Origin of the sequence: Diplocloster modestus, assembly GCF_019042245.1 — a bacterium.
GTDB lineage: Bacteria > Bacillota > Clostridia > Lachnospirales > Lachnospiraceae > Diplocloster > Diplocloster modestus.
This window is the reverse complement of sequence record NZ_JAHQCX010000001.1, coordinates 554,653-576,512: the sequence shown is the minus strand read 5'-3', so window position 1 is coordinate 576,512 and position 21,860 is coordinate 554,653. Positions and strand designations below refer to the sequence as shown.

Genomic DNA, 21,860 nt, shown 5'->3' with positions numbered 1-21,860 from the left:
ATCATATAGTAGCAAATGCGGATGCATAAAAGGGATTTTTGAAGAAATCTTCAAAAATCCCTTTTATCTTGTAAGCTTATTGTTATCAATATCTACAGTTTTCAAGGTTCATTTGAGCCTATTTTTTTGATTCAGTTTTTTCATACATCACTTGACACTATCAATTTTAAGAAATGCATTGACTCGCACATTGATGTACGGTGTAAATTTATTATAGCGAGTTGGGCATTAGATGCAAGAGTCAAAGCCCAGCAGACACTGCTTATATAAAAAAAGAAAAGGAGCGTAAAAAGAGGACGGATATGAAGCTGAAAAAACGAAGAAATCTAATAGGGAAAAAAATAAAGTCGCTAATAATGATGCTGCTGATGGTTGTTATGGTTGTGGGGGCCCTGCCATTATCTGTATCTGCAGCAGCACAGAATGTCACAGTAAAGAAGGATGTTACATATTATCCAAATGGTGCGTTAAAAAGTATTACACCGATCTTTGGATGGGAATCTGGGAAAGCAGCCGCAAATGTTCAGTTGGTATTGATGAAAAAGCAGTTAAATTCGACCACAGCTGAGAAACCAGCCCACGGTGATTTCACAGATTTTGGTACTTATGGAAATTCTTTTGGGACATATGATGATGCTGTTGCATATGATAAGGGCAAGAATGGAATTTTCGGTATTATCGCCGCTTCTGATACAAAAAAAGTTACCGGAGGTTCTTCGGATAATGAATTAACAATATCCCTCAAGGAGGGGGATATCCCCCTGAGTGATGATGGATATTACTATATTTATCTCTGGACTTATTATAACAATCACTATTATCCGGACAATCTTTTATGCGTGGTTCGGGTGCAGGATGGAAGAGCACAGTATACGGCGGCTACCGGTAGGAATGATTATAACGAAAACGATTTTAGTGCAGTTGTCAGCCTTGATCTGGAAGCAGTTACGTTTGCTTATGCCTATGATGCACAGAGAAACCCGAGTTATCCGGCTAAGGCAGATACGAAGATAGTGATGAGTCGCCTTATAACTCCATTGCTGGCGGATGGTACAAGAGGCCAAAATCATGGAAGCTGGAAGTTTTCCAAGGCCGGAACTTATGCTGGTATGAACAATACGGATAATATAAGGTTACAATCTGTTGTAAGTAAGGTTGCAGAGCAGTATGAATTGAATGAAAAATCTGTTGTGATCCATGAGTTGAAAGAGAATGAAACACATGTTGCTTATGGGGTTGTTATTTCATACGATGTGTTGGAAGGATATGCAGTGTTCCTTGGCGATACCTGGAACGGCGGCGCCGGTTATCTTTTGTCACTAAAAGAAATTTCAGAGGACCCGAAGACGATAACGGCCGGAACAATTGCTACGGACTTCATTGACGCAGAAGCACCAAACGCCGTTTTTACGGCTGAGGGTACTAACGGTGGAACATTGACTGATGTTGACATCAGCATGAAGTATCAAGTGGTCAAAAACAGCACAGCAGGTGGGTGGATTGATATCTCAAATACTTCGGTAACGCTCACAGGGCTAGACGCTGGAAATATAATTCAAATCAAGCGTGCCGGAAATGGAACGACAACGAAAGACTCTCCTTTGCAGGAAATTGCGGTAACACAGGCGGCAAAACCGATGAATCTTGCTGGTGTCGCATGTACTACGAGCAACCAGGATGACGGTAAAATTACTGGTGTGGACAACACAATGGAATACAAACTGTCAGCAGCAAGCGGCTGGACAGCAGTTACCGAGTCCACATTGACCGGACTTTCAAATGGAACTTATCAGGTTCGAGTGAAAGCAAACGAAACAGTTCTTGCTTCGGAAAGTGCAGTAATAGAGATAGGAAAACATATTCATGTGGGTACATTGAGTGAAAAGGTGGAAGCAAAATGCGAAGAGGCAGGAAGCAAACCATATTATAGCTGCGGGTGCGGAGAGTATTTTGAAGATGCAGACTGCATAACAGAGATTACGGACCTTGCGAATTGGAAGGTGATTCCTGCAACCGGACATACAGGCGGCACAGCTACATGTAAAACAAAAGCACAGTGTGAAGTCTGCGGCATGGAATATGGTGAATTCGCTTCGCACACAATGTCTGCGAATTACGAAGCTGAAAATGCCGATCCAGAGAAACATTATCATGTATGCTCTGTCTGCAAAGCAAAGGATGATGCAGGCGAGGACCATAGCTGGAATGTAGATGCAGCAACGGAAGAGACGGACAAGCACTGCGAGATTTGTGGTTATGTAGCGGAGGCAAAGCTGGATCATGTCCATGTGGGTACATTGAGTGAAAAGGTGGAAGCAAAATGCGAAGAGGCAGGAAGCAAACCATATTATAGCTGCGAGTGCGGAAAGTATTTTGAAGATGCAGACTGCATAACAGAGATTACGGACCTTGCGAATTGGAAGGTGATTCCTGCAACCGGACATACAGGCGGCACAGCTACATGTAAAGCAAAAGCACAGTGTGAAGTCTGCGGCATGGAATATGGTGAATTCGCTTCGCACACAATGTCTGCGAATTACGAAGCTGAAAATGCCGATCCAGAGAAACATTATCATGTATGCTCTGTCTGCGAAGTAAAGGATGATGCAGGCGAGAACCATAGCTGGAATGTAGATGCAGCAACGGAAGAGACGGACAAGCACTGCGAGATTTGTGGTTATATAGCGGAGGCAAAGCTGGATCATGTCCATGTGGGTACATTGAGTGAAAAGGTGGAAGCAAAATGCGAAGAGGCAGGAAGCAAACCATATTATAGCTGCGAGTGCGGAAAGTATTTTGAAGATGCAGACTGCATAACAGAGATTACGGACCTTGCGAATTGGAAGGTGATTCCTGCAACCGGACATACACCAAAACCTGATGATGGCGACTGTACGACTGCCATTACCTGTCGTGTATGTGGCAGGGAAACTACAGCAGCAAGGAGCGCTCATACAGGCGGCACAGCTACATGTAAAGCAAAATCACAGTGTGAAGTCTGTGGTATGGAATATGGAGAATTGGCGGCTCACACCTGGGACGAGGGAATTGTTACAAAACAGCCAACAGCGTCAGTTAGGGGAGAAAAGGTATTTACATGTACAGCAGCTGACTGTCAGGCGACGAGGACGGAATCTATACATAAACTTGAACCCTCCATCATCAAAGGAGAGAATGGCGTATGGACACAAGGCAGTAATCAGGGACTTTCTTTCCTGAGCGATGCAGCATTTGCTGATTTGCTGAATGTAGCGGTAGATGGTACAGTTATTGAGCAAAAAAATTATACGGCAGTGTCCGGCAGTATCATTGTAGAACTGAAGCCGGAATATCTTACAACCTTAGCAGCAGGAAAGCATACGCTTGCAATTCATTCTGCAAGCGGAAGTGCACAGACAGAATTTACGATCAAAGGAAAAGAAGCTAGCAGTGCAGATCAAGATATAAATAGCCAAAAGCCAACTTCAGCGGATCAGAAAGTTACTGCAGTTGAGACGGGAGATGCTGATTTCCCAATGATGTGGGTACTTGCACTTGCCGTATCATTTGTAGGCATCATTTGCATATCTGCAAGAAAACACAGAAATAGCTAATGTGTCACAGAAGTATGTGAATTTAGAACGCCTCACGAATGGCTCACAGCCAGTAGTGAGGCGTGTTTTGCTTGCCTGATGCTGAAACTGATGAGCTTTGTTTGGATGGAAGCCCTGCACCTCGAATCTCGCTTGCAAGTTTTGAAAGTATTTGTGTTTCTTACCAAAAAACTCAGACTGCCCTCAATATTCCAAAATTTAAATGGGCAGACTGTCTCAAAGCTTACTTCACAAAGGCAGACTGTCCCTCACACACAACGCCCCATACCCCACCTGCGAATTCGGATATACCGTTAATCCCGGCAATTCACTGGCCCCGCGCTGCAGATATGCCTTCAATTTCTCCCCATAGAGAAAGAGATCGTTTCCATTTACAATACCCCATTGCATTAACAGCGCAGCGGAACCGGATACAAAAGGAGTAGCCATGGAAGTCCCCGACCTTGAGGTATACCCCCCGCCGGGGGCGGCGCTCATGATATCCACACCGGGGGCGACCAGATCCGGCTTTGGCTGGTTCGTCATCCAGGTATATCCCCTTCCGGAAAAGGCAGCGTAAGTGCGCCTTCTGGAATCATAAGCACCGACGCTGATTACGCCTGGAGCCGTGGAGGGAATGGTGAGGGTAATGTTTTCTGTAGGTGCCAGGAAACGGGTGCCGGTATTCAGCGCGCCTTCACTTGGCATCCACATATCAAAACGGCCGGACACGATCCGTTCGGGTATCAGACGGATTTTCCAGATCCCGCTATCCAGATACTGATCTCTGGGAAGGAAATCAATATAGATTTCCTGGTAAACGCTGTATGGGCTGGGCTCTCCGTAGTATAGCAGAAGCTCCGTACCTCCCATTACGAACCGCTGGGGGCCCAGGAACGGCTGAATCGGTCCGGCTACAATTCCCGACGGGTGAACAATGGCAATGTTTACCTCATCCACATAAGATTTCCAGATCTGAAGATTCATGACTGTTTCATTATTGGAGATCGAAAATTCTATATCCTGCGGGATCCCTTCCCTCAATACTCCTTCCGTGTGCCCAGCTGCCGCCCCTTCGTTTCCGGTCCCCACACAGATGGTGGTCCGGCCCAGATTGGAGACATTATTCAGATAAGTCTCGATCAGAGAAGTGCCGCTGTGGGATCCGTAAGTATTGCCGAAGCTGATATTGATAGCCACCGGTGTTTCCAGCTCTATAGATTTACGAACCACATAGTCCACTGCCTGCATCAGCTCTGTGGTCCTGGGAAATGAATCTTCCCTCGGAGTTCCAAGCTTAACAATTAAAAGCTCACTTTGGGATGCCACGCCTCTGTAAACACCGCTGCTCGCCCTTCCATTTCCGGCCGCGATCCCGGCTACGTGGGTTCCATGCCCGCTCAGATCCCGGCTGGGGACCACCGCGTACTGTTCCTGGGGGGTAGCTTTTTGCAGCGCTTCGTTGATCTGTTCCGCGGTGTATTCGGTTCCAATCAGATAACCTTCAGGGGATGGTCCTGCGGAAACAGTCTGATCCCACAGGTTCACGATCCGCGTAGTCCCGTCTTCATTTCTGAAATCAGGATGCGCATAATCAATTCCGCTGTCGATAACGGCTACCAGAACCCCCTGTCCAAACAGATTAAACCTTTCGTTTTGAACCGGAGTTATACAGGATGCCGTTCTGCCCTGGTTCACAGCGAAAAATAACCGCTTTGGTTTTTCTATGTATTCGATCTCCGGCTGGTCGGCCAGCCGGTCAATCAGATGCTCAGGCACAGTGATAATTGCAAAATTATTCAGCATTTCCACCACTGTGATCTCTTCATTTTCTCTGGTCAGCCGTCCGATATCCCCCGAGTATTTTACGATCAGTTCCCAGGTCCGGGTAAGTTCATCAAAACCCACATCCAGTTCCAGCGACCGTTCCCTCTCATTTTCCGTGGCATCCAGCGCCAGGTTTAACAGATTTTCAATTTTTTGGTCATTCATAAGATTCCGCAGCCTTTTTCTCGTATTTATATTCCTATATTATATGCCTCGCTGACTATTTTTCATGCATCGCACGTAAGTGCCAAAATTACAAGCACTGCGGATAGATCAGAACAGCCTTTTCCCATCTGATATATCGATACCAAGCTCTTTTGCTTTACCGCTTTGCTTAAATGGATTTATTTTTTCCACTACACCGTCACGTTTGAAAAGTGAGCCTGTATTTTTGAACCAAAAGGTTACATCTGCTTTCACGCATTGTTCTCGGATCTGAAGCACCCAATTATAATCACAAACACGAGCTTCCCGTCCAGTTTCGCCGCCAACAGTAACATGATTTACCCCATGAAGATATGGTGTTAAATCTATCGCCTCTAAAAGTGGGGCACAAGCAATAAAACGCCGCTTTATCGGATAGGATAAAAAGAGCGGAAGCCTGTAATCGGCTAATGCTTGATTTTCAACCGTACAGCCTATATTCACATTGTCATAGCCTGCTCCCCAATCGGATGGAAGCGATATCAGGAAACGGTCAATTCGCTTTGTCAAAATCAGAAAATCAATATCCGTTCTTTCCCTGATAATAGCCCACACCTCTTTGCGCCAATCATCCGCTTCAGGTAGAAAAAAATCAGTTGCAAAACAGGTAGCGAGAATTTTGTTGCCTTTAATGTTGTACTCGCCCTTTGCATTTTTCCTTGCGGGCCAATCGAATTTATCTGTTTTTTGTATGGTGTTTTGACCGCAGCGTTTCGCATGGGGTCCATAAAAATAGCAATTTGTGCAGCCATCACTTATTTTGTAACAACCTGTCCACGGCTCCCAGTTCATAGATGCCCTCCTTTGTTCAGCTTAAAACTACCGGCCTTTCGCCTGCCTTATCCACAATCATATACGGTCTGCCGTATAATAGCAACCGATAAAGTGCAATTCCTGCACGCAGGCGGCTTATATCTGCTAAGTACTCTTTTTCCCCGCGTACAGGGTACAGCATACAACTGCGATTCCACCGAAAACCAGCAGGTTCTGTACCCTGGTCACATCCGCCAGGGGACCGAAGACCATCATCCCCAGCGGCAGCGCACAGGCATTGGTTATCTGCATAAAACTAAAGATTCGGCCATGCATGGCCGGGTCTGCTTTCTCCTGTATCATGACATTGATCGGTGCATTGTAGCAGGGCATCGTCACTCCAATCAGGAAGTTGCATACCAGATAGGCCGGGTACACCGGCGATACACCAAGCCCGACCATCAGGATTCCGTACAGGAAACCGGCCAGAACCGTGGTGTGCATCCGGCTGCGGAATCCGCCCCAGGCCGCGATCAACAGGCCGCCGGCCGCCGCACCTGCGCTGAACGTCATTTCACTGAGAGTCAGACGCCACACCTGGGTCCCGAATGTCCTGCTGACCATAAGCGGCGTCAAAAAGGCCGACGGGCTGATCAATATCAGAACAGTTATCTGAAACACCAGAAGATTCCGGATAAACCGCTGCTCCTTCAGATACCGGAATCCATATTTTATCTCCTGTATCACGGATTCTTGCCCGCCGTTTCTCTGCGCATCCGGTGACTGCAAAGGCGGCACCGCTATGGTAAACATAATGCCGATACCGATAACCGCCGTTATCACATCGATAAAGAAAGCGGCCTCTACGGTTGTCACCGAGAGTATCGCCCCGCTGACCGCAGGCGACAGGAACATCATCAGGGAATTGATGGTACTGTTTATCCCATTTATCTTCATTAGATGTTCCGCAGGTACCAACTGCGGGATCAGCGCGTTCACTGCCGGTGTCTGGATCCCCGTACCCGCCGAACGGATCAGCAGAACCAAGAACAGCAGCCAGACACTCCGGTATCCGTTCAGAAACAACAGAGCCAGGATGAATGTGGAAACAGCAATGACAGCATCTGCCAGCATACACATATGTTTTCTGTCATAGCGGTCAATCCAGACACCGGCAAAAAGAGATATCAATATCTGAGGCGCGAACCCGCACACGGTGGAGATCGTCATCATAATGCCCGAAGAAGTAGCCAGGGTAATATACCAGATGATGGCGTATTGAACCAGGGAGGAACCGAACAGGGATATCGTCTGTGCGGTCATAAAACGAATTGTTTTCCCCCGCCATTCCCCTTGTAATCTATTTTCATTCACTCTATATTCTCCTTAGATGTAAATTAGTGGCTTGCATGTAAAAAAGAGTTTCGCTTGCGAAACTCTCCGCCTGCGGCGGGCCGCGCAAGCGGCATCTTCCTTTCCGCCGCTGTGCGATCCCCGCGGAGCGTTTTTTATTTCATAGGAGCACTTTCCTATGAAACAAAAAAGCCTGCCTGCAGCAGACCACGTAAATGGTGTTCCTGCCCGGAGGGCTTTTTGATAGAATAGGAGCAGACAACAAGCCGCTGAGCTTCTTGGTCTTTCTACACGCCAGATTACACGCTTAACAGAATTGGATTATCCTCTACCGATATGCCCACTCCCCGGAAGAATACAGCAAAGTGTTCTTCGAACTGACCTGCTGCACCTGCACCAGATCACCAGACTTCAGCTTTACATCCAACGGCCTCAATACTCCCGAGTTAATGAACAAGGTCTCCACCTGCTCTCCATTAATCACGATCCGGCTGTTCTCGGTAAAATTCTCACCCTGGACATAAACGTTGCCATTATGTCCTGTAAACACCTGATCAATGATCACAGGTTTCACGCCCATCTGCAGATCCGTAGGCTCATAAGGGCTCTCCTGTCCATACACATACTGCTTCCCATACAGCATATCATACTGCAGTTCCTGCAGATCCACCAGATAATGCTTGGTTTTTCTCCGGGTCTGATGGTAGGTAAATATAGTTCCTTTCTGAATCCCGATCTGCTTTAACACCTCCGCCCCCGCCTGATAGGCCGTAAGCGTCTGATCTTTTTTCGCAAGTCCTATATTATCCCAGATGACATATTCGGTTTCGAACAGATACCTGCTTTTGACCTCATTTACCTTCAGGCCCATCGTAGGCAGATGATCCCCATACAGAAACAGTACGGTGTCCTCTCCGTAAGCTTCCAGCGCTTCCACCAGATGGCCGACAAAGGCATCCACCTCATAAATCTGATTCACATAATATTCCCACGCGTTCCGCTGTCCTTCCGTGTCCGGCCCGCTGACTTTGATCTTCGGATTCTCAAGCAGCGGCTCCTCCGGATAATCCCCATGAGATTGGACCGTTATGGTAAATACATAATCCTGATCCGGGGTTGCCTTCAGCGCATCCAGAATACACTCCACCAGGATCTCGTCCTTAGGCCAGCCATTGGGCGTCATCTCTTTGATATCCATCATTTCCCTGGAGGTAAATGTATCAAAACCAAGTTTGGAAAATACATCCCGCCGGTCATAGAAACTGGCCGTATTGTTGTGAATGGCATGCGTGCCGTATCCCAGCTCTTTCAGGACATACGCCATGCTTTCACAGGTGGTTTTCTGCAGGATCGTCTTATAAGGATACTCTCCCGGTCCGAAATCCCTCAGATTCATCCCCGTAATCGTCTCAAACTCTGTATTCGCAGTCCCGGCGCCAACAGACGGCACCTTGTAGTAGCCGGAGGAATACTTCTGCATCAAAGCGCGGAAATTCGGTATCGGATCCTCTGACATTTCTAAAAACTCCACTTCCTTCGGATCAAAAAAAGACTCCAGCTGTACAAATATAATATTCGGGAAATCCATATCTCCCGGCATGGTTTCTTTTACTTCACCTTCGCTGGACAGAATTTTACGGATGGATTTGTCTGAATAATCGTGGGGCGCGTCCATTCCGGTTCCAAACAGCGTGCTGGTAAAACAATAAGGAAATCCATAATCCTCATAGGCGAACGCAATATTTCCAAAGTAGGACGACAGCACCCGGTTGTTCAGGGCCAAATGGGTAACCAGTCCAAAGAGGAGGCAGACTGCAGCCACCATCCCGGCATTTCGCAAATAGTGCATTTTCCCCTGAAACTTCGGCGCTTTCCGGAATAAGATCACCATTCCCGCCACCACGGCCGCCAAACCTGCTGCCGCTCCGATTACTTTCAGGGGACTCATATAAGCTCCCAAAACCTCCGCCGCGTCAAAAATCAGCTTGAAATCGGGTCCCGTCAGCGGTGTCACCCGGTTCGCCAGGACAATACCATTGACGATCCCCAGAATCAGCCAGAGTCCGGCGATCAATGCCCTTACAAAAGTTCTTTTCCGGAACAGATATACGAACATCATCGTCATAAAAATCATAAACGCATTATACAGAAATACCAGCGGACTCTTCGTCATGAACACCCAGGCAGCCGCCGCGGAATGCCTGGAGGCTGCCTCAATGATAAAATAGACCAGAAGTGACAAAATTGCCTGGAACAGTAACGACAGCCGGTTCATAACGGTTACGATCGATTCTTTTTTCATACTTATGACTCCATCTTTATTTCCAGAAAGCCAAACGCTCCATAACCTGCTCCATCATCTGCGCGTATTTATTGAGCTTTTCTTTTTCTTCGTTTATCTTATGCTCAGGCGCTTTGTTCAGGAAATTAGCGTTGCTCAACATCCCCTTCACTCTCGACAGCTCTTTTTCCAGCCGTTCCTTTTCTTTCGTAAGACGGGCCTTCTCTTTCTCCATATCCACCAGTTCTTCTAACGGCATGTAAATGGTCGCCTTCGGAGTCACTACGGATACCGCGTCTTCACCGATTCCTCTTTTATCCGTCTGGACACGTATTTTGCTGGCTCCCACCAGAATCTTAAAGGAGCTTTTCACCGCCTCGAACATCTCGCAGGTGCCGCGGTTATCGGAAACGATAAATACCCGTACCTTGTTCTTCATTGGAACATTCATATCTGCGCGGACATTTCGAATGCCCCTGACCACATCTTTTACCGCATCCATCATCTCTTCTGCCACCGCGTAGTTCCAGCATTCCTGGTAAACCGGCCAGTCGGAGATCATGATCGACTCCTGATCCGGATGCAGTGTACAGAAGATTTCCTCCGTAATGAACGGCATAAACGGATGCAGCAATTTTAACGCCTGCGTCAATACGGTCTTTAAGGTCCACAGCGCATAATCCGCAGAGTCCTCATCGTACTCCCTGCTGTACATCCGGTACTTGGCGATCTCAATATACCAGTCACAGAATTCATCCCAGATAAAATCATATACCTTCTGCACAGCGATTCCCAGTTCATACCGGTCCATGTTATCGGTGACTTCTTTTGCCAGGGTATTTACTTTGGATAAAATCCAGCGGTCCGCCAGTTTCAGATGGAAATCTTCCGGCGTATCGATTACCCGGTCCTCCAGATTCATCATGATAAATCTGGCCGCGTTCCATAATTTATTGGCAAAGTTTCTGCTGGATTCCACACGCTCCCAATAAAACCTCATATCATTACCCGGCGCGTTTCCGGTTACAAGAGTCAGCCTTAAGGCGTCCGCCCCGAATTTGTCGATCACTTCCAGCGGATCAATGCCGTTTCCGAGGGATTTACTCATTTTACGTCCCTGTGAATCCCTCACCAGTCCATGGATCAACACTGTGTGGAACGGGGATTTCCCGGTATGCGCATAACCTGAAAATACCATGCGGACTACCCAGAAGAAGATGATATCATATCCCGTCACCAGTACATCCGTCGGATAGAAATAATCCAGGTCTTCTGTCTTCTTGGGCCATCCCAGTGTGGAGAAGGGCCACAGTGCCGAACTGAACCAGGTGTCCAGCGTATCCGGATCCTGTGTAAAATGCGTACTGCCGCATTTCGGGCAGACTCCGGGCGCTTCTTTTGCCACTACCATCTCACCGCACTGGTCACAGTAATAGGCCGGTATCCGGTGTCCCCACCACAGCTGCCTGGAGATACACCAGTCACGGATATTTTCCAGCCAGTGGAGATAGATCTTGTCAAACCGTTCTGGCACAAACTGAAGATCGCCGGTTTTCAGCGCTTCGATGGCCGGCTTCGCCAACTCCTCCATTTTTACAAACCACTGCTGCTTTACCATGGGTTCTACGGTGGTCCCGCAGCGGTCATGGGTTCCTACATTATGAACATGCTCTTCCACTTTCACCAGAAGACCCTGTTCCTCCAGTTCCCTGACGATCAGCTTCCGGGCCTCATAGCGCTCCATCCCGGCGTATTTGCCTCCGTTTTCATTGATGGTGGCATCGTCGTTTAACACATTGATCACCGGCAGGTCATGACGTTTTCCTACTTCAAAGTCATTCGGATCGTGGGCCGGCGTAATCTTTACCACTCCGGTACCGAATTCTTTGTCCACGTAGCTGTCCGCCACGACCGGAATCTCTCTGTTCATCAGCGGCAGGATTACAGTCCTGCCAATCAGATGGCTGTAGCGTTCATCCTCCGGATGAACCGCCAGCGCCGTGTCTCCCAGCATGGTCTCCGGCCTTGTCGTGGCTACCGTTACGAAGTCATCGCTTCCCACGATAGGATATTTGATGTGCCAGAAGTGGCCGGTCTGTTCCTCATGTTCCACTTCCGCATCGGATATGGTCGTCTGGCAGACCGGGCACCAGTTGACGATCCGGTTCCCTTTATAGATAAATCCCTCGTCGTAGAATTTCAGGAATACTTCTTCCACCGCTTTGGAACAGCCCTCGTCCATTGTAAAGCGCTCTCTGTCCCAGTCCGCAGAAGACCCCATCTTCTTTAACTGGCCGACGATCCGTCCACCGTATTCCTCTTTCCACTGCCAGGCTCTTTCCAGAAATTTCTCCCGGCCCAGATCCTCCTTGTCAATTCCCTCTTTTCTCAGCTGCTCCGTGATCTTGACCTCAGTGGCGATACTGGCGTGATCGCAGCCGGGCTGCCACAGCGCGTTATAACCCTGCATTCTCTTATAGCGGATCAGAATATCCTGTAAGGTATTGTCTAGCGCATGTCCCATATGCAGCTGACCGGTAATGTTGGGCGGAGGCATCACGATGGTAAATGGCTTTTTGCTCCTGTCCACCTCTGCGTGAAAATACTTGCGGGTCTCCCATTTGTCATATAACCTGGGCTCAATATCCTTCGGATCATAGGTCTTGCTTAATTCTTTACTCATTGGTTTCTCCCTCTCTTATTACGTAACTTTCATTTTTTATAACTCTGTACGATTAACTGCTGTTTTTTTACAACTTACGGAACGTTTTTTCTTTCATAGGAGCACTTTAGTGTGAAAGAAGGCAAAACTTTCATTACTATTTGTGCCGCGCCTGAAGGTGCGCAATGGTGATTCCCATGAAATAAAAAACGCCCCTGCACAAAGCAAAGGGCGAATGTCTCGCGGTACCACCTTATCTTATATGCCGCTGTACGGCATATATCTCAGTCTGTCTGTTAACGCGGACAAGACGGGTAAGACTTACTGCATCAGCGCGGTTCAGCCTTCCGGTTCCAAAGCTACTTTCCGTATCCCGTTTCCCGGACAGCCTTCCAGCCAATGGACCGTCCTCTCTGACAGGCGTGTAATACGTACTCCTCTTTTTCGCTACCGTTGATTCTATATGATACTGACTTCTCTGTTCAACTCAGTCTGACTGCTGACATCAACAGAGTTTCAAATAAGATACGCCTATCATAATCGGATTTTATGTTTTTGTCAAGCTCTTGCATTTTTAACTCTTTTCCAAAGCATTTTTAATCTTTTCCATTTCCTCAGCACATCATTCCTATACTCCGGCTTTGGCACAAATATCGGCCAGGCAGCATTTTTCACAATGGGGCTTTGTCCGGGCCGTACAGATATCTCTGCCATGATAAACCAGCCTGTGGCAAAAATCACTGCCCTCTTCAGCAGGGATCAGTTTCCAAAGGGCCATCTCCACTTTCTTCGGTTCCTTGATCTGATCTACGAGTCCCATCCGGTTGACCAGGCGGATACAATGCGTATCGGTCACAATCGCCGGCTTGCCAAACACATCCCCCATAATCAGGTTCGCACTTTTTCTCCCAACTCCCGGAAGCTTTAACAGCGCATCGAAATCATCGGGCACCTTGCCGCCATACAGATCCCGCAGCTCCCTCATACAGGCGTTTATATCCCTGGCCTTGCTATGGCCCAGGCCGCAGGGTTTCACGATTTTCTCGATCTCCTCCACCCTGGCATTTGCCAAAGCTTCCACGTCGGGGAATTCTTTATACAGCTCCTGTACCACCACGTTCACTCTGGCATCCGTGCACTGTGCCGCCAGACGGACGCTTACCAGAAGTTTCCATGCTTGATCCGGGGCGTACTCAAGCGTACATCCGGCATCCGGGTATTCCTTTTTTAAACGTTCTACGATTTCCAGTGCCAATTCTTCTTTTGTCATGTTAGAATCCTTATAGGCTCCTTTCCTTCGTCACCTTTTCCATGCGCGTTACGGTATGCGCACTTTATATTATGTGTATGCTTATAAATGTCATTATAAATTGCTTTCTGATTGTTTTCAATGGTTTGCCGGGAAATAACGAAATAGATAGACAAGATAATAGATATGTTCCAATAGGAAATAAACATATTTCAATCAGAACCAGATATATTCCAAATAGAAAGGAACAAATCGAAATGGACATGTCCCATTTCGTTTGATTGTTAAAACATTATCAATATTCACAAAACATTAATAAAAACTTTCTTGACCTGAACCTGACTCCAAAGTATATGATAACTATAATCAAGCATGCTATAATCTTGTTAACGAAAGACTTTTGATATCCAGATAAAATTGTATAAGAATAGACGAAGGAAGCCGTAACACAGCAGCTCACCAGAAAGGATGAACCGATATGCCAGTAACCAGCAGTACCGCTGTTCAGATTATGGATGAAGTAAAAAAAGCCGTCATCGGCAAGGACGACTGTATCCGCAAAGTGTTGTCCGCCATCCTGGCCGGAGGACATATATTAATAGAAGATATCCCGGGTGTTGGCAAGACCACCATGGCCGTAGCCTTTTCCAGAAGCATGGGTATGCTCCAGCACCGGGTTCAGTTTACACCGGATGTCCTGCCGGCGGACATCACAGGTTTTACGATGTTTCAGAAAGATACCGGCCTGTTCGAGTACCAGCCGGGAGCCATCATGTGTAATCTGTTTCTGGCCGATGAGATCAACCGGGCCTCCCCCAAAACCCAATCCGCATTGCTGGAGGTCATGGAGGAAGGCAGGGTCACGGTAGACCGGATTACCCATCCGGTCCCGGATCCATTTGTGGTCATTGCCACGGAGAATCCATTTGGCTCCGCGGGCACCCAGATGCTGCCTGAGTCCCAGCTGGACCGTTTCTTTATCTGTATCACCATGGGTTATCCTGATATCAAGGATGAAATTGAGATCGTCAAAGGGACCTTCGATAAAAAGGCTTATGAGAAAATACAACCGGTAATCAGTCCGGACATGCTGATCCAAATGCAGGGTGAGGTGCAGGCAGTTTTTGTACATGATGTACTGTACAACTATATTGGCAGGCTGATCACCGCCACCAGAACCCATCCGCTGATTCAGACAGGTCTAAGCCCCAGAGGTACCATAGCGTTGGCTAAAATGGCAAAAGCCGCCGCCTATCTGGACGGAAGGGATTTCTGCATACCTGCGGATGTGGCCTATGCATTTCCGGATGTGGCATGTCATCGTATCCATCTAAACGCCAAAGCACGCGCGGGCCATACGCGGACAGAAGACGTAATTCGGGATATCTTAAAAAATACCCCCTCACCAACTCCCAAAAAGTCCGGGCGTAAAGAAACAGCCAAAAAAGAGGTATCGGAATGAGTATCCTGATCTATTTGCTTCTGCTTGCGGGGACTTTTTATCTGCAGATTATGTTCCGGTGGCCTGGGGGCATCCCTCTTCTGGCCTGTGAACTGGTTCTCCCTGTTTTCTGTCTGCTGTTGTCCTGGTATCTGCACCGCTGTATCCGAGCAGAATGCCGTACGCCTGTTGTCATGGCAGAACGCGGTGAGGATATTCCAGTCGAACTGCGCATCCAAAACCGCTCTCTCCTTCCGGCTTCGTATATTCGGATCAGTCTGGAGTGCAGATACGGTAATTCCGATCAGGGACAGCGTTTGAAAATAGAGGCCAGTATCGACGGGAAATCTGACAGAAAGGCTACCTATAGAATCATCCCTTCTTACTGCGGGCGGCTGGATATCCGGATTCATTCCTTCCGGATCTATGATTACCTGAAGCTTCTCTTTTTCCGCATACGCGTAGAACAGCCATCCCAGGTTTACATCCTTCCCGCCGCTTATCCTGTCAATATCCATGCCGGAAATAAGATTCAGAACTTTCTGATGGACAGTGATGAATACGCCAAAGACCGGCCCGGGGATGATCCTTCTGAAATATTTGATATCAGGGAATACCGTCCGGGGGACCGGCCGGAACGAATACACTGGAAATTAAGCGCCCGTGAGGACGAGCTGTATGTCAAAGAATTCAGTCAGCCTGTGGGAGCCGCTGTCCTTTTGCTTCTGGAGGGAAAGGATTGGCCGGCCACACCGGAACAGTGGAACGGTATGTTGGAAACGGCCGTATCCTTTTCAAGATCACTGCTCTCACTCTCCTGCAGCCACTATATCGCCTGGCCGGATCGGGTTGGGCGGGAAATCGTCAGATGTCTGGTGAAAGATGAGGAAACCTTTTACGAAATGATACGCAGGCTTCTGTCCTTAGATATTTCCACATTTGGCCAGAATGCTCTGTTCGAATATGAAGACGCCTATCCGAATATGAGGTTTGCCAGCATACTGGTTCTGAATACGGATTTGGAACTGATAACAAACGGCGACGTAACCGCCGAATTTTCTCCGGCCGATTTAAAATCTCAGCTGGAATCGTTGGAGTTTTATCTTTAATAATGCCTATGAAAATATTTAAGAAAAAAAACAGAAAAACCGGGAATGGTCTCTCAATCCATACCTCTTATACTGGACTTGAAGAGAGTCTCTACCGCCGTTCCTTTATAGACTATTTCTTTTTATCCGTCATCCTGTGCCTGGGCATTCTGGGGCTGCTGTTTACTGTTGCCTCTTGTTTTTCCATCCCCATTTACGTACCGCTCACCGTATATGTGCTGGCCCTGGCAGCACTCTATGGCTGCCTGACTTTTTATTTTAATTCGGCATGGCGTCTTTGGCTGCCTGCGGGCGTTCTGCTCTATTTACTATTCTTCTGGTTGTTTGAAGAGTCCGTACAGGAAGGGCTCTTCTGGATCGCCGGTTCCATATTGACCCAGGTAAATGAATACCTTGGCAGCTCTTATACACTGCCTCCCCTATACAACGAGATCCAGTCTTCTTCCGGGACAGCAGGGTTGTTAGCCGTATGTCTTCCGCTATGTCCGCTGCTCTCCTGGTGCCTTATTCGGGCGAAGCGCAGTTATGCGTATGTTCTGACTCTGGGCTTTGGTTTCCTCTGGCCGTTCTGTCTGGGGACATCTGCGGATACCGCATCCGGTATTCTGGTTTTCTTATCCGTCCTTCTCTCTGTCGCAGTCAGAAGCGGCGGCAAAAAACGGGACCGCACAACAGAAACTCATATTCAGAAGAAAACCGGCCCGGTTGTCCTTCTAATGATCGTCTTAAGTCTTTCCATCGGACTGGCCTTCCTGGCACCGCTGATTGAAAAGAGCCTTGGAAACCGTCTGGAGCTAAAACGGACCATCAATGGTTACCTGACTGCGATCGATCCTTTCCGTCCCGGCAGCTCTTATACAGAGCGTGGGGTAGGTTCCGGAAGCCTGGCCCAGATATCCAGCCTGGCAGGACCGGTGACCAATCACCTGAGGCTGACTCTGACAGACGAACCTCCTGTGATTAATATCTACCTGGAAGGCTATATCGGTGCGGAATATACAAATCTGGGATGGGACCCAGCTGATTCTGACACATTCCAGGAATACTTCTCTACTGTCCGGGCCGCTAATCCGGGGGCATTTATTAGGAACCTATCCTATCCCCCATATTATATGAATATGGAGGCTGTCAGTCAGCTCTACCGGTATCAGTCTATGGATGTAGAACTGATCAACGCCGATCCATCCTATTATTATACGCCATACACCAGTTTTTACGAGGACAATATGGTCCTGTGCGCGGATTCCTATATCTACGGAAATCAGGAATCCAGCTATTCTGTGTTTTATAATCCGCTTTTTATAGTGAATGATATTCCGCCCGGCGCGAAGGCCGAAGGAACTGCGGATTCGAATATTAAAACACGGTATAACGATTATGTAAACAAGACTTATCTGCAGGTACCTGACCACGTCCGGGAACGCTTCCAGGACGATATCGCCCATACCGCTTCGTCAGATCCTTTTACTGCGATACGGAATGTGCTCTCTCTTCTGAGGGAACAGACCACCTATGATACCTCGCCCGGACGTGTACCGGTAGGCAGGGATTTTGCAGAATATTTCTTTTACCGGAACAGAAAAGGCTTCTGCGTACACTACGCAACCACTGCTGTTCTGATGCTGCGTATGAACGGCATCCCCGCGCGATTCGTCTCTGGATATCGGGTTTCTCCCAGTGAATTTCATGAGAAGGATAACGGAACTTATCAGGCCATTGTCACATCAGAAGACGCTCATGCCTGGGTGGAAGTTTACATTGATCATGTCGGATGGCTCGTGGCCGAAGCTACGCCAGGATTTGAACGGGTCGATTTTGGTGATGGATCACAAGCTCCCGAGGCTCCTGAAAATCCGGGCACAAATGAGGCTGAAACCACACCAACTCCGACTCCCTCGGTGACGCCGGCTCCCTCGGCTGCTTCCGATGCCGATGCCTCCCAGGATGGCGCGTATGGCGGTTCTGATTTAGCGGACAGAACTTCCCATTTATGGAAAGTAGTATTCCCATACATTGGCTGGATCATTTTGGGTGCCTTATTGCTCCCCGCCATAGGTTTGGGAATCTTAAAATCCTTACGGGCATACGCCCGGTTCGGGAATCTTAAAAGTAATATCAATGACCGGATTCGAAAAACTTATCTGAGTATCAGCCGGCTGCTTACACTGGATGGTCTGAAAGAGAAACCGGAGTATCCGAATGAAGAATGGGTACTCCTTCTCTCCGGCAAATATCCGGATCTGCCCGCCGGCATATTTGAGGAAATATTGGAAGATACCCGGAAAGCCTGTTATGGAGAAAAACAGCTTCCGGAATTTTCACTGGAATTTATGATACAAAAATATGGGATGCTGCGCGGGAGCGTGTATTCCAAGCGTTCCTGGTTTGGGAGGCTGTGGCTGTGGATCAGGGAGTAGGTTATCAAAAGCAGTTTACAAAAAATGGGGGATTCCCGGGTATTTTAGACTTTTACCGGTTATAACCCACACCATATCGGTTCACTGCTGTAAAAAAAATATCTGAACTCTGTGGTTCTTATGAATATTTGATGCTTAATTTATGGGGAGACATTTAAAATGGTTTTCGTCTTGAATACTCTTTTTAGGACAGGCAATGGCTAAAGTGCTCATAGCGAAAGAATGGTTCTTACCGTAAATCTATATATATATAAATTTTCGGGCATGAACCATTTCTTTAATTCCTGATTTTCAATTGCTCCTACCAGACTCTCCGCTATATCAGCGTGCTATACAGTTACTATAGCCTGCCGTCCTGCGAAATCCCATACATTACCGCTCATTCAGAATTCTATGCACCCGCCCCGCAGCTGATCTGATCGATTTTCCTGATTTCCTCATCCGTAAAGGTATGCTTCATGATACCGGCTGCGTTTTCCCTGATTTGCTCCGGAGAAGATGCCCCGATCAACGCACTGCAGATCCTGCCGTCCTTCACTGTCCAGGCTAACGCCATCTGGGCCAGAGACTGTCCACGCTCTTTTGCAATCTCATTCAGCGCCTCGATTTGATCCAGCCTTTCCTTCGTCAGGCTATCGGCTTTTAAGAAGCGGGGATCTCGGGCTATTCTGCTGTCCGACGGGATTCCATGCAGATATTTGTCCGTCAGCAGCCCTTGAGCCAGAGGGCTGAATACGATCACGCCGATCCCATTTTTATACGCGAATTCTTTTACTCCGTCTTCTTCGATAGTCCTGTCAAATATGGAATACCTTCTCTGATTAATGATAAACGGACATTTCAGCTCTCTTAACATTTTGATAGCTTTCTCGGTGTATTCCTGATCATAGTTGGATACTCCGATATACAGCGCTTTGCCGCTCTTAACGATACCGTTCAGGGCCTCCATCGTCTCCTCCAGAGGTGTCTCCCTGTCCATCCGGTGATGATAAAAAATATCCACATAATCGCATTCCATACGCAGCAGGCTTTGATCTAAACCGGCGACAAGGTGTTTTTTGCTCCCCCAGTTTCCGTAAGGGCCGTCCCACATTTCATAGCCTGCCTTTGTACTGATGATCAGTTCATCCCGGTATGGCTTCAGATCCTTTGCCAAAATGCGGCCGAAATTCTCCTCCGCACTGCCCGGATACGGTCCATAGTTATCGGCCAGATCAAAGTGGGTGATACCTTCATCAAACGCCGTAAAACACATCCTTCTCATATTATCAAAGTCATTGTGCACTCCAAAGTTATGCCAGAAGCCCAGAGAAATAATCGGCAGCTTGATTCCGCTTGTACCGCACCGATTATATTCCATTGTCTCATAGCGCTTGTCATCAGCTGTATATGTCTGTGTCATCAGCTCACTCTCCTATCGTTTCTTTCTCATTTTCAGCCGGAGTTCCCTTCCGGTAATTATATATCCTTACCGCTATTATACATGTTCCCGTGATTTTTAAACAACACTGAATTAATAAAAATTTCTTCAAGGGAACTTTCTTCTATTCTATCAGGAATACCGGACTTCTTAAAATACCCAAAGGCTTCAGCCGGTACTCATAGCATCCCTCTTCTGGAAGAGGAACAGACCTGTCCAATCTGCGGTACGCAGATGGTCCCGATCGGCGAGGAGTATGTCCGCCGGGAGCTGGAATTCATTCCGGCCACATGCAAAGTGATTGAATACTACAGTCAGAGTTACGGATGCCCCTCCTGCAAAGAAGGTCTTGGAGATACAGAAAAACCTGTAATCATAAAGTCCAAGGTTCCGATGGCCCTGGTTGGGAAAGGCCCTGCCTCGGCATCCACGGTTGCGTGGACGATGTACCAGAAGTATGCCAATGGGCTTCCTCTTTACCGTCAGGAGAAGGATTGGAAACAGTATGGCGCCCAGATCAGCCGTACCACCCTTGCTAATTGGATTATCTACTGCTCACGGAGCTATTTCCAGCCGCTGTATGATTACTTCCGCCGGGAACTGTTGAAGCGCGGCTTTGCGATGGCAGATGAGACAAGAGTCCAGGTGCTGAATGAGGAAGGACGCAAAGCCCAGTCTCAATCATTTATGTGGCTGTTCCGAAGCGGTGAGGATGGACTTCCGGCACTGATTCTGTATGGCTATTCCCCGACCAGGAGCGGCAGTCAGGCAAGGGAGTTCCTGGAAGGCTACAGCGGGTATCTGGAAACCGACGGCTATCAGGGGTACAACAACCTGCCAGGGATCAAACGCTGTTCCTGCTGGGCACATATCCGTCGGTATTTTATCGATGCCGTTCCGCAAGGAAAGCAGTATGATTATAGCCAGCCAGCAGTACAGGGAGTCCAGTATTGCAATCGTTTGTTTGCCATAGAGGATTCCATTAACAAAAAGCACCCCGGTGATTATGAAAAGCGCAAGCAGCTGCGTCTGGAGAAGGAAAAGCCCGTTCTGGAGGCTTTCTGGGCGTGGCTTGACCAGCAAAAGCCCGTCCGGAATACCCGGATGGATAAGGCAGTCAATTATGTTCTCAACCGGCGCGAAACAGCGGAGACCTATCTGGAAGATGGACGGTGCAGCTTAACCAACAATCTCAGCGAGAATGCAATCCGTCCATTTGCAGTAGGCCGGAAGAACTGGCTGTTCAGCAGTTCTGTAGATGGAGCGAATGCCAGCGCAGTTGTATACACAATAGTCGAGATGGCCAAAGCACACAATCTGAATATTTATGGGTACCTTAAATTTTTGCTGGAACGCAGGCCGAACCAAAACATGACCGACGAGCAGTTGGTCGAACTGGCACCTTGGAGTGAAGAACTCCAATCTATCAAAAATCGCATGTGAATTATAGTAAATTACTCCAACTCGCAAAGGGCTGGGGTATTTTAAATTTTACCGCCTTATTGTTTGGCGCTTACAAAACAAATGCAGCTGAATTTGTGCCGATACCGGATAAGTGCTTCAAATCCTCAT

The 21,860-nt window shown here is 47.8% G+C and carries 11 protein-coding genes, 1 pseudogene, 1 CRISPR repeat array and 1 other annotated feature (1 of these 14 running past the window's edge); of the genes and pseudogenes, 5 read left to right on the top strand and 7 right to left on the bottom strand.

Going from position 1 to position 21,860, the window contains the following annotated elements; translation table 11 throughout:
- Positions 1 to 302 precede the first annotated feature (302 nt).
- The gene (locus tag KTH90_RS02570) at positions 303 to 3,593 is read left to right on the top strand and encodes a hypothetical protein (RefSeq protein WP_238726204.1); all 3,291 of its coding nucleotides are present in this window, start codon (positions 303 to 305) and stop codon (positions 3,591 to 3,593) included.
- Positions 3,594 to 3,821: 228 nt separating this feature from the next.
- Here the strand turns inward: KTH90_RS02570 and KTH90_RS02565 are convergent, their stop codons facing one another.
- The 6 genes from KTH90_RS02565 to KTH90_RS02540 form a co-directional block, all read right to left on the bottom strand.
- The gene (locus KTH90_RS02565) at positions 3,822 to 5,564 is read right to left on the bottom strand and encodes a S8 family peptidase (protein WP_158352604.1); all 1,743 of its coding nucleotides are present in this window, start codon (positions 5,562 to 5,564) and stop codon (positions 3,822 to 3,824) included.
- A 108-nt stretch (positions 5,565 to 5,672) separates the two neighbouring features.
- Entirely contained in the window at positions 5,673 to 6,395 is a 723-nt protein-coding gene (locus KTH90_RS02560) for a DUF5131 family protein (RefSeq protein WP_158352605.1), read from the bottom strand.
- A gap of 126 nt (positions 6,396 to 6,521) precedes the next feature.
- Positions 6,522 to 7,730, bottom strand: a complete 1,209-nt coding sequence (locus tag KTH90_RS02555) for an MFS transporter (protein WP_238726203.1) — start codon at positions 7,728 to 7,730, stop codon at positions 6,522 to 6,524.
- Positions 7,731 to 8,037: 307 nt separating this feature from the next.
- Positions 8,038 to 10,011 carry an LTA synthase family protein gene (locus tag KTH90_RS02550; protein ID WP_158352606.1) on the bottom strand — a complete coding sequence of 658 codons (1,974 nt, stop codon included), beginning with the start codon at positions 10,009 to 10,011 and terminating at the stop codon, positions 8,038 to 8,040.
- Positions 10,012 to 10,027: 16 nt separating this feature from the next.
- Positions 10,028 to 12,673, bottom strand: coding sequence for a valine--tRNA ligase (locus tag KTH90_RS02545; RefSeq protein ID WP_158352607.1), 2,646 nt, complete (start codon positions 12,671 to 12,673; stop codon positions 10,028 to 10,030).
- A gap of 203 nt (positions 12,674 to 12,876) precedes the next feature.
- Positions 12,877 to 13,109: a binding site (T-box leader), on the bottom strand.
- Positions 13,110 to 13,280: 171 nt separating this feature from the next.
- Complete coding sequence (locus KTH90_RS02540) at positions 13,281 to 13,922, bottom strand: endonuclease III domain-containing protein (RefSeq protein ID WP_158352608.1); 642 nt, start codon at positions 13,920 to 13,922, stop codon at positions 13,281 to 13,283.
- Positions 13,923 to 14,379: 457 nt separating this feature from the next.
- On the opposite strand from KTH90_RS02540, the gene KTH90_RS02535 reads away from it, so the two are divergent.
- The 3 genes from KTH90_RS02535 to KTH90_RS02525 are packed head-to-tail and all read left to right on the top strand — an operon-like array spanning position 14,380 to position 18,868.
- Positions 14,380 to 15,363, top strand: a complete 984-nt coding sequence (locus KTH90_RS02535; protein WP_158352609.1) for an AAA family ATPase — start codon at positions 14,380 to 14,382, stop codon at positions 15,361 to 15,363.
- A complete protein-coding gene (locus KTH90_RS02530) occupies positions 15,360 to 16,451 on the top strand; it encodes a DUF58 domain-containing protein (protein WP_238726202.1) in 1,092 nt (363 codons plus the stop codon). The genes KTH90_RS02535 and KTH90_RS02530 overlap by 4 nt, the downstream gene beginning before the upstream one ends.
- Positions 16,452 to 16,453: 2 nt before the next feature.
- A complete protein-coding gene (locus KTH90_RS02525) occupies positions 16,454 to 18,868 on the top strand; it encodes a transglutaminase-like domain-containing protein (RefSeq protein WP_238726201.1) in 2,415 nt (804 codons plus the stop codon).
- A 391-nt stretch (positions 18,869 to 19,259) separates the two neighbouring features.
- Here the strand turns inward: KTH90_RS02525 and KTH90_RS02520 are convergent, their stop codons facing one another.
- The gene (locus tag KTH90_RS02520; RefSeq protein ID WP_238726200.1) at positions 19,260 to 20,270 is read right to left on the bottom strand and encodes an aldo/keto reductase; all 1,011 of its coding nucleotides are present in this window, start codon (positions 20,268 to 20,270) and stop codon (positions 19,260 to 19,262) included.
- Positions 20,271 to 20,474: 204 nt separating this feature from the next.
- On the opposite strand from KTH90_RS02520, the pseudogene tnpC reads away from it, so the two are divergent.
- Positions 20,475 to 21,731 (top strand): annotated as a pseudogene (tnpC, locus tag KTH90_RS02515) (IS66 family transposase); the annotation flags it as partial.
- Positions 21,732 to 21,845: 114 nt separating this feature from the next.
- Positions 21,846 to 21,860: a CRISPR direct-repeat array (repeat unit 30 nt); it runs 3,108 nt beyond the window's last position.